This window comes from Paenibacillus sp. M2, assembly GCF_046713495.1.
Taxonomy (GTDB): Bacteria; Bacillota; Bacilli; order Paenibacillales; family Paenibacillaceae; genus Paenibacillus; species Paenibacillus amylolyticus_B.
On record NZ_CP169648.1, the window covers coordinates 2,394,361 to 2,408,463 of the forward strand.

The 14,103-nt window shown below is 46.5% G+C and carries 9 protein-coding genes; 8 read left to right on the forward strand and 1 reads right to left on the reverse strand.

Annotation, left to right across the window (positions count from 1 at the left end):
- The first annotated feature begins 84 nt into the window (after window positions 1-84).
- From ACETMN_RS11145 to ACETMN_RS11175, 7 genes are all read left to right on the forward strand, one after another.
- The gene (locus ACETMN_RS11145) at window positions 85-1,524 is read left to right on the forward strand and encodes an NAD-dependent malic enzyme (protein WP_091017428.1); all 1,440 of its coding nucleotides are present in this window, start codon (window positions 85-87) and stop codon (window positions 1,522-1,524) included.
- A 52-nt stretch (window positions 1,525-1,576) separates the two neighbouring features.
- Window positions 1,577-2,248, forward strand: a complete 672-nt coding sequence (locus ACETMN_RS11150) for an HD domain-containing protein (RefSeq protein ID WP_143786541.1) — start codon at window positions 1,577-1,579, stop codon at window positions 2,246-2,248.
- A 299-nt stretch (window positions 2,249-2,547) separates the two neighbouring features.
- Window positions 2,548-3,615 (forward strand): FUSC family protein, encoded by a 1,068-nt coding sequence (locus ACETMN_RS11155; RefSeq protein ID WP_017689291.1) that lies wholly within the window; start codon window positions 2,548-2,550, stop codon window positions 3,613-3,615.
- A gap of 319 nt (window positions 3,616-3,934) precedes the next feature.
- Entirely contained in the window at window positions 3,935-4,396 is a 462-nt protein-coding gene (locus ACETMN_RS11160; protein ID WP_091017424.1) for a hypothetical protein, read from the forward strand.
- 244 nt (window positions 4,397-4,640) lie between these two features.
- The gene (gene helD / locus ACETMN_RS11165) at window positions 4,641-7,016 is read left to right on the forward strand and encodes an RNA polymerase recycling motor HelD (protein WP_091017423.1); all 2,376 of its coding nucleotides are present in this window, start codon (window positions 4,641-4,643) and stop codon (window positions 7,014-7,016) included.
- A 309-nt stretch (window positions 7,017-7,325) separates the two neighbouring features.
- A complete protein-coding gene (locus ACETMN_RS11170; RefSeq protein ID WP_091017421.1) occupies window positions 7,326-9,185 on the forward strand; it encodes an adenine deaminase in 1,860 nt (619 codons plus the stop codon).
- A gap of 385 nt (window positions 9,186-9,570) precedes the next feature.
- Window positions 9,571-10,491: a hypothetical protein gene (locus ACETMN_RS11175; protein WP_091017419.1), complete on the forward strand. Its 921-nt coding sequence runs from the start codon at window positions 9,571-9,573 to the stop codon at window positions 10,489-10,491.
- Between the two features lie 167 nt (window positions 10,492-10,658).
- Here ACETMN_RS11175 and ACETMN_RS11180 read toward each other — a convergent pair whose 3' ends face one another.
- Window positions 10,659-11,579, reverse strand: coding sequence for an AraC family transcriptional regulator (locus tag ACETMN_RS11180; RefSeq protein WP_091017417.1), 921 nt, complete (start codon window positions 11,577-11,579; stop codon window positions 10,659-10,661).
- A gap of 171 nt (window positions 11,580-11,750) precedes the next feature.
- On the opposite strand from ACETMN_RS11180, the gene yicI reads away from it, so the two are divergent.
- The gene (gene yicI, locus ACETMN_RS11185) at window positions 11,751-14,069 is read left to right on the forward strand and encodes an alpha-xylosidase (protein WP_091017415.1); all 2,319 of its coding nucleotides are present in this window, start codon (window positions 11,751-11,753) and stop codon (window positions 14,067-14,069) included.
- Window positions 14,070-14,103 lie beyond the last annotated feature (34 nt).

A 14,103-nucleotide genomic window follows, 5' to 3' on the forward strand; every position in this document is an offset into this window, starting at 1 on the left:
ACAAGATAAAGGATAAACGTGTCCGCGTAGCGAAGACAAACACGTAACATGTAACTCAAGACTTTCAGTCTGGGAGGAATGGAAATGAATCAAAGAAATCTGGATGGTAACAGCATTATTATTCGACTGGAAATGACAACTAAGGATATCAAGTTTGGCGAAGTGGCTTCGGCCATCTCGGAAGCTGGGGGAGACATCATTGCCATCGACGTGATTTCCACCAATCAGGATGTAAGCGTACGCGACTTGACGGTCGCCGTTACAGATGCACAAGATAACAGTAAAATTATAGAAGGGGTGCGCCAGCTTAAAGGTGTGTCCATTATTAATGTATCGGATCGGACGTTCCTGCTTCATCTGGGCGGTAAGATCGAAGTAACACCAAAGACCCCGATTCAAAACCGGGAAGATCTGTCACGTGTGTACACTCCGGATGTGGCTCGTGTATGTTCAGCCATTTCAGAAGAACCCGGTAAAGCCTTCTCATTGACAATTAAACGGAATACAGTGGCCGTCATATCGGATGGCAGTGCCGTACTTGGACTTGGTAATATTGGTCCTCGTGCAGCGATGCCCGTCATGGAAGGTAAAGCGATGTTATTCAAACAGTTTGCAGGTGTGGATGCTTTCCCAATCTGCCTGGACACACAGGATACCGAGGAAATCATACGTACTGTGAAAGCGATATCACCTGGTTTTGGCGGCATTAATCTGGAGGATATCTCATCACCGCGCTGTTTCGAGATTGAACGTCGTCTGAATGAGGAATTGGACATTCCTGTATTTCATGATGACCAGCATGGCACAGCGGTTGTGTTATATGCTGGTCTGATCAATGCGCTCAAACTGGTGGGCAAGTCCATTGAAGATGTGAAGATTGTGGTCTGCGGTATTGGTGCAGCAGGAGTAGCTTGCAGCAACATATTATTGTCCGCGGGAGCCAGCCGGCTTATAGGTGTCGATCGTGAGGGTGCGATTGTGCGGACACAAACCTATGAGAATGAAGTCTGGAGTGATTATGCAGCTCGTACAAACCCGGAACTGGAAACCGGATCGCTGCGTGATGTCATTCGTGGAGCCGATGTGTTCATTGGCCTGTCCCGCGGGAATCTGTTAACTCGCGAAGATGTGCAGACCATGGCAGAAGATCCAATCGTGTTTGCAATGGCAAACCCGGTACCTGAGATTATGCCTGCCTTGGTGGAAGACATTGTGGCTGTAATGGCAACAGGACGATCCGATTATCCGAATCAGATCAACAACGTGTTATGTTTCCCGGGCATCTTCAGGGCAGTTCTGGATTGCCGAGCCACCGAAATTAATGAAGAAATGAAGCTGGCAGCCGCGCAAGCGATTGCATCGGCCATTACGGATGAAGAGCGTACACGTTATTATATTATTCCGAGTGTGTTCAATGATAAAGTAGTCAAATCGATGCGCAGTCGCGTAATTGAAGCAGCTGTTAAGACGGGTGTAGCTCGGCGTATTCCTCGTGAACAGGCCCGTGAAGGCGGGGAATCGTAAGATGTCAGAGAACCCTCTTCAACCTGGCGGGAATCTGCAAGAATTAGGGCACATGCATAATATAGATGGAATAACGGCAGGAGAGGCTGTTCTGCGCGCCGCCCGATCCTTTGTTCAAGGGGACTCATCCAAGCATAGTGATGGTCATGACTGGCCGCACATTGAACGGGTAACCGCACTTGCGATTGAACTCGCTCACCGCATGGGTGCAGATCCATTTGTCTGCGAACTGGCTGCTTTATTACATGATGTACCGGATGAGAAGCTGAATGAGAGCTTGGAAGCCGGGATGGCCAAACTGAATGACTGGCTGGATACCCAGCCTCTTGACCCGGATATACGTAATAAGGTTGTGGGTATTATTAGCACCATCTCATATGCGGGAGGCCAGCGTCCTGCGGTCAGTTCGCTTGAAGCACAGGTTGTTCAGGATGCGGATCGACTGGATGCAATGGGTGCGATTGGGATTGCGCGAACCTTTGCCTTTTCAGGCGCCAGAGGGCGCGAGATGTACGATCCGTCCCTTCCTCCACGGGAGCAGATGACCCGTGAGGAATATCGCAATGGGCGCAGCACAACGATAAATCACTTTTACGAGAAGTTGTTCAAGCTCAAGGATCTGATGAATACCTCCTATGGCAAGGAGCTGGCGGAACAGCGTCATGATTATATGGTGCAGTTTGTGGACCAGTTCAAAAGGGAATGGGAGGGCACGGACCGTTAGGCAGGCATAATAAGCATGAGTATTCCACAGAGGTATAATAAGTAACAGAGGCGAATCTTTGAAGTGGAGAAATCCATATTGAAGATTTGCTTCTTTTTGGGTTAATAATGTGTATTAACATACATAAAGAAATCAATTTCATAATACCTCTGACTTATGACATGGCAACGGAAGACCTTACATGGTACAATAAATCGTTCTCCTGAATGAATTCAGGCAAAAAAAGAAATATGGGGTAATAATGAACATGATCATCAAATGTAAAATTTCAGGTTCGGTAAAGAGGAGGGGTCACCACCATGTCGTTTGGTGCACGTGTACTTAAGACGGGGATCGCGGTCACGCTTGCCTTGTACCTAAGCAGCCTGTTCTTGAACCCGCAATCTCCCGTGCCTGCCGCAATCGCGGCTATATTCGCCATGCAGCCTTCCATCTATCGTTCCTGGAAATACTTCCTGGATCAATTGCAAACAACCACGCTGGGAGCTATTGTCGCCCTGGTGGGGGGCATGGTGTTGTCCAATGAGCCAATCGCCGTTGGATTAATTATTGTACTTGTCATCATGATCTGTCTTAAATTGAATATGGGTGAAACGGTTGGACTGACACTGGTCACGGTTGTATCCATTATGGAAGCCTCGGGTGACTGGCATTTTGCACTCAATCGTTTTCTGTTGACACTGGTTGGTATTGTATCGGCGTTTCTCATCAACATTACGGTATTTCCTCCGAAACCGAAGGTTCAGTTCGTGAAGCAGATCCATAGTGTATTCAGCGGTATGTCGTTGCTTCTGCGAACTTCGATCTCGGATGAGATCAAGGAAGTTGTATTCCGGGAGGAGAAAAGCAACCTGGGAGGTTCCATTAAGTCTCTGTCCGACAAGTATAACTTGTTCGAAGAGGAACAGAAAAAGATGAAACGTTCGAAATTCAGCGAAACTCGTCAGATGGTGGTCTACAAACAAATGCTGCTGAGTCTGCAAAAAGGATATGAGGTGCTGGATTCGGTGGAACGCCACTATTTCCAGGCACCGCGGACAACGGCCATGGATCAGTTTTTTGACTCACATCTTGAACTGGTTATCAAATTCCATGAGCATGCACTGCTCAAGTTCGAGGATAAGCTGAAACCTAATGGGGAAGAAGCCGCACAGTTTGTATTGGATAATGACCGTTTCATGGAGCAGGCGATCACCCAGTTTGATATCGACAAGGAAGGGATGTTACGATTGTCGATCGTGGCTGCTGCAATTTATGATTACGGATATCAACTGGAACGTTTGAATCGACTTGCCGAACATGTGCATAGCGCCAGTGAAGACAAAGAATCACAGGACAAAATTTTAAATTGGCTTAAGTGGCCTTAAGTGCGAGTTCAAAAAGGCTGGTTTTCAGTACCGAGAAGATGGAATGAAGCTAGAAATGGAGTAGCGGAGCGTAGGAAAAACTACGTGAGCAACGGACATTTCGGCTGAATTTCATATTCGATGCTGATGATGCCGTTAGGCATGATTCGTAATCAAAAGTAGACTTTTTGAACAACCTCTCTAAGTGCGAATTGCGCACCTGCTTGGCGATCATATACAATGTAGTTACAACATTGCCCGGACCATCGTGTCCGGGTTGTTTTGTCATACATAGGGCTGAAGCGTATGAATGATTTTTAACGAACTGAGGGATAGAGACATGATTATAGAGGAACTGGACGCTGAACTAATGGAATGGTTGAGTGGGACAAATCTGGAGCATAAACAGCATGAAGCCATGCAACTGCTGACCGTATCTGAGGATCAATGGCCGCATCAGGCGATGATTAGTATGGGAGAAGTGATTGCGCTAAATCCGCAGCAGCTTAGACTTGCTTTATGGCCAGGTACACAGACCAGTATGAACATGAGCAATACAGGCAAGGCTACCTTGATTACGGTTCAAGGACATCGATTGCTGCATATCCGTATAGAAGTAGAACGGTTGCCTGAGATTGAGGGGGCTGTTCATCCGAGAGATCGTTTTGAAGCAAAAGTGCTTCAGGTACGTGTGGATCACGCGCCATATGCGGAGATCACTTCAGGAATAACCTTTCAATTAAAAGATGAACTTGGAGCAATTACACGCTGGAAAGAGACGATTGAAGAATTACGAAAGTAGGCAGGAGTTGCCAAGTCAGTTGAGGACCCGGTGATTGGGTAATAATGAAGAAGAAAACAACAAAAAACGCCTCCGCTTGCATCGGGACGTTGTCACTGGTACAATAAAAAATGGTTTTCAGAAAATTAGAACTAATTAACATATAATTAAAATGTTTACTTTCTAATAATTATACCATTGCCTTTTCGGGCTTGTCAAATGGGATTTTGAGGACACAATCCGGGGAAAGAGGGGCTATTAACATATGAGTACAGATCAGCAATGGAATGAGGAACAACAACGGGTCAACACCGTGACCGATCAGATTGAACGCAAGATCACAACGTTAGAAGATGAAGTAGGCTCCTTCCGTGACGAAGTGGTTGGAATGAGAAAAGACTTTTGGGACGAAGTCACGATGAACTTTAGTGAAGCGGACGATGTCGGAGAGACATCAACCAGCATGCGGCAGCAGTCACAGGTACTATCCGATCGGGAGCGCAGCCATCTTAATACAGCGGCTGCGTTGGACAAAATGAAACGACTGCATCACTCACCATATTTCGGCCGCATTGATTTCAAGGAAGACGGGTATCCAAATGCTGAACGCATTTATCTGGGCATTGCATCGTTGCTGGATGAGAAGGAAGAATCTTTTCTGGTCTACGACTGGCGTGCGCCGATCTCTAACCTGTATTATGACGGAGCACCGGGTCCAATCACGTATCATACACCCAGTGGAGAGATCAGCGGTGATATCGAGATGAAGCGGCAGTTTGTCATTCGGGACGGACGTATCCGGTTTATGTTTGACACGGGGGTTACGATTGGCGATGAGTTATTGCAGGCCGTGCTCAGTCGAACTTCGGATGCACAGATGAAGAGTATTGTAGCGACCATTCAGAAGGAGCAAAACCGGATTATCCGTAATGACCGGACACGCATGCTCATTGTGCAAGGCGCAGCCGGCAGTGGCAAAACATCCGCGGCGCTCCAGCGTGTAGCATATCTTCTCTATAAATACCGCGAGCATCTGCAAGCGGATCAGATGGTTCTTTTTTCACCAAATCCGATGTTCAACAGTTATGTCTCCACGGTACTGCCTGAGCTTGGGGAGGAAAACATGTTGCAGACGACCTTCCAGGAGTATTTGGAGCGCCGTTTGGGTCGTGAATATCAACTGGAAGATCCGTTTATTCAACTCGAATATGTACTTACAGGGACGGAAGATCCCGATTACGATGTGCGCATGTCCAGCATTCGGTTCAAGTCATCCGAATCTTTCCTGAAGGTGATTACACGTTATAAGGAAAGCATGTTGTCAGGTGGCATGAAATTCAAGCCGGTTCGCTTCCAGGGCCGAGCGATTGTCACGTCAGAGGCTATGGCTGAGAAATTCTATAGTTTCGAATCATCCGTTAAGCTGGTGAGTCGACTGGAGATGTTGCGGGACTGGATGCTGAAAGAACTGTCTGCCTTTGGTAAAGGTGAACTGGATGCGCCTTGGGTAGACCAGCAGCTTGATCTGATGGAGCCGGAGGATCTGCAACGTGCCTATCAACGGTTGAAGCGCAAGCAAAAAGGAAAGACCCATACGTTTAATGACTTTGAGCAGGAAAGAGAAATTCTGGCACGCATGGTGGTCAGTGACCGACTCAAACCTTTGCGAAAATGGATTAAGTCCTTACGATTCGTTGATATAAGACAATTATATGCACATCTATTCAACGATCAGGCTCAGATGGAGCGATTGTTGGGTGATGAAGCGCTGCCTACTCAATGGGATGAAATCTGTAAGATGACTTTACGCAGGTTGAAGCTTCAGGAGTTGGCATACGAAGATATTACGCCATATTTGTACTTGCGTGAGCTTATGCTTGGATTCCATATTAACTCCAATATTCGCCATGTCATTATTGATGAAGCCCAGGATTATTCTGCGTTTCAGTTGGCATTTATGAAGAGGTTGTTCCCACGGGCGAAAATAACAGCACTCGGTGACTTTAATCAGGCCATCTATGCCCACTCTTCAGTGCTGAGTGGAACAGGACCTTTGACTAACCTGTACGGTCCAGACAATACAGAGGTCATTGAGCTGACCAGAAGTTATCGATCTACTCGGGAGATCGTGGAGTTTACCCGTGGCATGGTGCCTGGTGGGGAAGAGATTATTCCATTTAACCGTAGCGGCGAGAAGCCTAAAGTGATTGTTTCTTCTGAAGCCGAGCGTCATATGAACGTCATCACGACAGATCTCAAACACTTGATTGAGGAAGGGTATGAATCAGTTGCAGTGATCTGCAAGACCGCCGAAGAGAGCAGAGACGTACATGCTGCATTGAGTAAGGCGCTGCCCACAGCACCGAAGTTAATCAAGAAAACGACGCTGGCTTTTGAACAGGGTGTTCATGTCATCCCGGCGTATCTGGCCAAAGGTGTGGAATTCGATGCTGTCCTGATCTATGACGGCTCTGCGGAGCAGTATGCTCAGGAGCATGAACGCAAGTTGTTCTATACGGCTTGCACACGAGCGATGCATCTGCTACACGTTTACTGCGTGGGCACACCGAGTCCGTTCATTACCGCCCAGTCGGAAGAAAAGTATGATCTTGGCAAGGTGTCTGCTGCGCAAGTGGACTGACATAACACTTCATATGCATAAGAAGGCTTCCGTTCATTGGAACGGGAGTTTTTCTGTATATGATACATAGATCGGGAAGAAGCTAGCTTAGCGAGGGAAGTATACATGTTGAGGTTCCAGCCATATAGGTGATCGTATCGAATGAAAATACCTAACGTGAATTCGTAAGGATTGGGTTCCGTGGATAAAAATGACTTCTTAATTTGTATTCAAGCACAATGGATGTAATTTTTCTTTACACATGAAGTCCGGACTCATATAATCGTAACAATATATTTTTTTGGATCGTTTATTAAAGGAGGCAACAAAATGAACATACCATCTTTTGAACGGCCACTTATGGCTGATTGTGTACCTGATCTGGTCGCTACAGCACGAGGAGATTTGCCAGCGACTTTGGTCATTCGGGGAGGTACGCTGGTAAACGTGATATCGGGTGAGATTTTGCCGGAGATGTCCATAGCCGTACAGGGAGCTCGAATCGCTTATGTCGGTAAAGATGTGAGCCACACCATTGGAGAACATACCCGGATTATTGAAGCAAACGGTAAGTATATCGCTCCTGGTTTGCTGGATGGACACTGCCATATTGAAAGTACACAGATGAAAGTAACCGAGTTTGCGAGAGCGGTATTGCCTTCAGGCACAACCGGAGGTTTCTTTGACCCACATGAGATCTCTAACGTGCTTGGTCTGAAAGGTCTGAGACTGATGCTGGATGAAGCACGGACCACACCGATGGCAGCCTATATGCAGGTGGCTTCCTGTGTGCCTTCCACTCATCCAGGACTGGAGACAACAGGTGCTTATATCGGGCCTGAAGAGGTAGCTGAGGCTCTTTCCTGGGGTCCGGACATGATTGGCCTTGGTGAAGTGATGAACTTCCCTGGGGTAGTCTATGGGGACGAGACGATGATCGGTGAGATACAGGCGACCCTCCGTGCAGGTAAAGTGGCTGACGGTCACTTTACCTGGGCTGCAGATGACTGGCGTCTGCCAGCGTATGCAGCGAGTGGCGTTACAGGGGATCATGAATGTGTGACCAAGGAAGATGTGGTTGAACGTCTGCGACTCGGAATGTACGCGAAGATGCGCCAAGGTTCGGCATGGCATGATGTAGCCGAGACGATCAAAGCCTGCACTGAGCTTGGACTGGATACACGCCGGATGATGCTGGTGACCGATGACCGAAGCTCTGAATCCCTGCTCAAAGAAGGACATATGGATTTTGTTGTTCGTCTCGCAATCTCCCAAGGGGTGAAGCCGGTTACGGCTTTCCAGATGGCAACCATTAACACGGCTGAGCGCTTTGGTGTTGCGCGCGACATTGGTGCGGTTATTCCGGGCAATATAGCTGATATTATTCTGCTGGACGGCCGACTGGCTGATGTACGTGTGGGCATGACAATTGCTGCCGGGCAAGTAGTAGCCGAGAACGGGAAAATGACCGCGGTATGGGACAGTTTCACGTATCCGGAGGAAGCACTGAACACGGTGAAGTTAGAAGCAAATATTCAGCCAGAAGATCTGAAGCTTGCTGCACCGATTCAAGAGGGCACGATTGGTGCCAAAATCATTCATGTGACAGAGAACCATGTGGATACAAAGGAGAAACACCTGCCTGTTAGAGTAGAGAACGGCAAAGTTGTGGTTTCAACTTCAGGGGAAGTATGCAAAATTGCGGTATTGGAGCGTCACAAACAAACCGGGAATCGAGCGGTAGCGCTTGTTGGAGGCATCGGTTTCACATCCCCTGCAGCGATTGCGATGACGGTTGCTCATGATAGTCACAACCTGTTGATTATCGGTAATGATGATGCCCTGATGGCCGAAGCCGGTAACCATGTCATTCGTATGCAGGGCGGGGTCGCCGTGGTAACGGCAGCAGGTGTAACCGAATTCCCGCTGCGGATTGCAGGTTTGATGTCAACCGAGCCATTCGAAGTCGTTGCAACGCAATCGGCAGCAGTCAGTGAAGCTTTACAATCCGCAGGATGTACGTTGAATAATGCGTTCATGACGCTTTCGTTGCTCGCGCTGGTTGTGATTCCGGAATTACGGTTGTCCGACAAGGGGCTTGTGCGGATTTCGGCAGAAGGTATTGAACTGGTGTCACTTTTCGATGAAGTGGTTGACAATACACCGGTGGCTCCATCGGGTAATGAATGAACGGAAATGTCGACTAGAAATCATTAAATAGGGTTCCATATAAAGCCGCCTTAGGGCGGTTTTTTGGTGTGTTTTGAGAGAAAACGCTTTCTAGGTCTTCTGGAGCTTGGTGTACATATGGCAATAATGACTGAAGTCATGCTGGAATAAGGATTGAATTTGAAAATAATGAATAATTGTGACTTTTGAACTATACATACAGAACTACGAATTCCCGAAATATAGTTATATGATTCTTTCGTAGTGAGTCTTAAAGATGATATTGCATATAAAAGCAATTCAAATTCGTCGTACGTAATAAGTATCCATTAAATGAATATGAAACGACACAATTTCATCCAGATTTGCACGTCAGAGCTGATAACTTCAGAGGGAGTGTACAAATATGAAAAGCAAAAGGGGTTACCGTTTTATCTTATTACTGAGTTGTTTGATCCTGTGTGCGAGTACAGCCTGTTCTTCCAAAGCCATTGCGGATGGTTCAGTCGACAGTTATGCAACGATTCATGGAGAACTTGATGTGCCAGTGAGAGCGACTTGGGTATGGGATACCACCCAGATCCGAAGTAATCCTCAAGAGGTGCTAAATTACGCTACAGCGAACAAGATCAATACGATCTATCTGCAGTTGAACCGGGATATAAAAAATCCTGAGTATAAAAGTTTTATCCGCCAGGCGAGAGCCAAGAATATTGCGGTGGACGTCATGGATGGAAGATCAGCCTGGGGGTTGACGGAAAGTCGGGAGCAGATTGCATCTTTCCTGGACTGGATCGAGGCATATCAAGCGCAGGCATTGTCCAATGAGAAATTTGCTGGTATTCATCTGGATATTGAGCCACATGTGCACCCACAATGGAAAATCAATCAGGGCAGTGTAATTTCCCAGTGGCAAGGAAATGTGGAGTACATTGTTGAGCGAGCATCACGGATGAAAATGCCGGTAGCGGCTGATCTGCCTTTCTGGCTCGATAACTACAAAATTCCGGGTTCCACGATGGCCGTAAGCAGTTGGATGATTCGCAAGTTTGATTCCATCACGATTATGGCTTACCGCGATACAGCAGCTGCAATCTATAGTGTAGCGAAGGATGAACTTGCAGAAGCAGCTCTACTTGGCAAGACGATCTCAATCGCCGTGGAAACAAAGCAAAGCAAGGAAGGTGACTTCATTACTTTTTATGAAGAGGGATCTGCTTATATGGAAGCACAATTAAAGTTGGTCGAAAAAATGGCTTCAGTACATGCGTCCTTTAATGGGTTCTCCGTACATGAGTACACTTCATGGAAGACGCTGAAAAAGTGAGGCCAATGTTAAGCTTCAAAGCGTAAGGCTGATAGCAGCGAGTGAGATGAGTTCTAACTGAGCCAGTGTGGCTCAGATCAGAGCGTTATCTTACTCGTTGGCTGGAAAGTTGATAAAAAAGATAAAGAAGGTGTTTGCAGCTGAATAGCTGTGAGCACCTTCTTCTTTTATACCTGAACCAAGGCAGATTCCATGGCTACGTTCTCATAGAACAATTTGCGATACTGTGATGGTGTGGTGGCTTTATGCTTTTTAAATGTAGTGATGAAGTAGCTTAGATGCTCAAAACCCACATCCATGGCGATATCAACAATTTTGTGATCCGTATTCTCAAGCTGAACGCAGGCCTGTTGAACGCGGTAATAGTTAATGTAATCAACCGGGGTTTTCTGCACCATCTGTTTGAAGAAACGGCAGAAGTGTCCTTCGCTCATATTGGCTTCATCAGCCAGTTCTTTCAGCTTCAATGGCTCAGGATAACGCTTGTGGATATAGCCGAGCACGGATTTCAGGCGCTCTACCTTGTCATGACTCCCTGTAGCGATGGTGCCTTTGAGCGGAGCAGGTCTCATATGTTCGAACATACGGGCAAATATGAGATACAGGTACGCTTTCGTTGACATTTCACACGTTTCTGTTCGGGCAGCATGGTCAGCGAATATGCGTTGCAGGTGATCCAGAATTTCTTGTCCCCAATCCTCATCTGCCTTGATATGAAAAGGGGGGATCACGGTTTTACGCACCAGTGGACCAATGAATTTCTCCTGGACCGTATCGAAGGTGCGGCTGCCAAGCAGCTCCGGATTAAATACAATGGAAGAGAATACACAGGGAATATCACCTTTCAGATAACCTGCATGAATCTCACCTCGATTGATAAAAATGGCTTCTCCAGCTTGAACCTCAATGGTGTTCATATCAATCTGAAAGACCGCACAGCCCTGAGTAACCATGGTGAACTCCATTTCATCATGCCAGTGGCAATCCAGAATGCTATCGCCGTTCAGCTGTTGTATATCGGGGTACACACTGACTGGATACATGGCATTGCCGTGAATTCGGTCTTCGCGTAATCGTTCACGTTCCATATCAACGCCTCTTTTACTTCATTTTTAATGTAATCGTTTCCAAAGTTTGGTGTTGATGTTCAAGAATCGGATGGTTATTATCAAAATTGTGATATATTTAGTCAAAATAAGAGAAGAAATTCATTATTAATATCAATATTATTATAGTATAACAAAAGGGGGAAAGAAAACATGAAATTTACTGATGGATTCTGGATGACTCGTGAAGGGTACCAAATTCAAAACCCGACTGACATTCGTGATATTGTACAAAAAGATAATTCTTTGACCGTATATGCGGCAACTAAATATATTCGCAGCAAAGGCGACACGTTGAACGGTACATTGCTTAAAGCAACATACAGCTCACCTATGCCAAACGTTATTCGTGTAACCTTGAATCACCATAAAGGCGGAGTGAAAAAAGGGCCTGTATTTGAGCTCAACACGCAAGATGCAAACGTTGACATCTCGAAAAATGAACAAGGCGCAGTTTTGAAAAGCGGTAACCTGGAAGTTCAAATCGACAAAACAAACGGTTGGGACGTTAGCTTCCTATATGGAGGAAAGCGTATTACAGGTAGTGGTCAAAGAGCGGCTGGTTATATTACAGGTCCAAGCAAGGAAGCGTACTTCCGCGAGCAGCTTGATCTCGGTATTGGTGAATATGTTTACGGACTCGGTGAGCGCTTCACACCGTTTGTTAAGAATGGCCAAATCGTCGATACCTGGAATGAGGACGGCGGTACAAGCAGTGAGCAGTCCTATAAGAACATTCCGTTCTACTTGTCCAATAAAGGATATGGTGTATTTGTAAACCATCCGGAACGCGTATCCTATGAGATTGCATCTGAAAATGTATCCAAAGTTCAATTCAGCGTAGAAGGAGAGACTCTGGAGTACTTCATTATCGGCGGTGACAATCCAAAGGATGTACTTGATAATTATACGAAATTGACAGGTAAACCAGCACTTCCACCAGCATGGACATTTGGTCTGTGGCTGACAACTTCATTCACAACGGATTATGATGAAGCAACGGTTAACCATTTTGTAGATGGTATGGCTGAACGTGATCTTCCGCTGTCTGTATTCCATTTTGACTGCTTCTGGATGAAGGAATATCAATGGTCTGATTTTGTATGGGATGAAGCGATGTTCCCGGATCCGGAAGGCATGCTTGCACGTCTGAAAGAGAAGGGTCTTAAAATCTGTGCTTGGATCAATCCATATATTGCAGAAAAATCCTACTTGTTCGATGAAGGTATGGAGAACGGTTATCTGGTCAAAACAGCCGATGGTAGCGTATGGCAATGGGATATGTGGCAAGCAGGTATGGCTCTGGTTGACTTCACGAATCCGGATGCTGTGAATTGGTATAAGAGTAAGCTCGAAGTCCTGCTTGATCAAGGTGTAGATTCCTTCAAGACCGACTTTGGCGAAAGAATTCCGACAGATGTCGTGTACTTCGATGGTTCTGATCCGGTTAAAATGCACAACTATTATACACAACTGTATAACAAAGCTGTATTTGAATTGCTCGAAGAGAAGATTGGCAAAAACGAAGCTGCTCTGTTTGCACGTTCCGCAACAGCAGGTGGTCAACAGTTCCCGGTTCACTGGGGTGGTGACTGTTCTTCCACGTATGAATCCATGGCTGAATCGCTTCGCGGTGGCCTGTCACTGGGGCTTTCCGGTTTCGGATTCTGGAGCCATGATATCAGTGGTTTTGAAAGCACAGCGAGCCCTGACGTATACAAACGCTGGGTACAATTCGGACTTTTATCTTCACACAGCCGCCTGCATGGCAGCACTTCGTATCGTGTGCCTTGGCTGTTTGACGAGGAATCCGTGGACGTTGTTCGTGATTTTACCAAACTCAAAATCAGCCTGATGCCGTACCTGTACAATTCTGCGGTAGAGTCAACGGTAAAAGGTATTCCCATGATGCGCGCTATGCTGCTGGACTTCCCAGAGGACCCAACAACATACAGCCTGGATACGCAATACATGTTTGGTGACTCGATTTTGGTGGCTCCAATCTTCAACAAGGAAGGCGATGTGCGTTATTACCTGCCTGAAGGAACTTGGACGAACTATCTGACAGGAGCGAAAGTACAAGGTGGACGCTGGATCAGTGAAAACCATGACTTCAAAACGCTTCCAATGATGGTCAAACCAAACAGCTTGATCGCTGTGGGTGCGGTGGATAACAAACCGGATTACGACTTTGCAAATGATGTATCTCTGCACTTGTTCGAGCTGGCTGATGGTCAAACGGCTCAAGCTGTCGTTGTGAACCAAGCTGCTGAACAGGAGCTAACAGTTAACGTTACACGTAATGGATCAGTGCTGGATGTTCGTGCTGAAGGTGCAGGTAAACCTTGGAACATCGTGCTTCGTGGTATTGAAAGTGTATCCAGCGTTGAAGGTGGTTCCCAAATGTCTGGTGCAACTGGTGTTGTTGTTACGGCAGTAACAGGTGCAAGCGCGCTTACAATCCAACTGTAAAATGATATAGTAGAAGAAAAGGACGGTGCCGAAA

Excerpts from the sequence above, each read along its gene's own strand:
- ACETMN_RS11145 (WP_091017428.1), top strand. The coding sequence starts at position 85 with ATGAATCAAAGAAATCTGGATGGTAACAGCATTATTATTCGACTGGAA.
- ACETMN_RS11150 (WP_143786541.1), top strand. The coding sequence starts at position 1,577 with ATGCATAATATAGATGGAATAACGGCAGGAGAGGCTGTTCTGCGCGCC.
- ACETMN_RS11155 (WP_017689291.1), top strand. The coding sequence starts at position 2,548 with ATGTCGTTTGGTGCACGTGTACTTAAGACGGGGATCGCGGTCACGCTT.
- ACETMN_RS11160 (WP_091017424.1), top strand. The coding sequence starts at position 3,935 with ATGATTATAGAGGAACTGGACGCTGAACTAATGGAATGGTTGAGTGGG.
- helD (WP_091017423.1), top strand. The coding sequence starts at position 4,641 with ATGAGTACAGATCAGCAATGGAATGAGGAACAACAACGGGTCAACACC.
- ACETMN_RS11170 (WP_091017421.1), top strand. The coding sequence starts at position 7,326 with ATGAACATACCATCTTTTGAACGGCCACTTATGGCTGATTGTGTACCT.
- ACETMN_RS11175 (WP_091017419.1), top strand. The coding sequence starts at position 9,571 with ATGAAAAGCAAAAGGGGTTACCGTTTTATCTTATTACTGAGTTGTTTG.
- ACETMN_RS11180 (WP_091017417.1), bottom strand. The coding sequence starts at position 11,579 with ATGGAACGTGAACGATTACGCGAAGACCGAATTCACGGCAATGCCATG.
- yicI (WP_091017415.1), top strand. The coding sequence starts at position 11,751 with ATGAAATTTACTGATGGATTCTGGATGACTCGTGAAGGGTACCAAATT.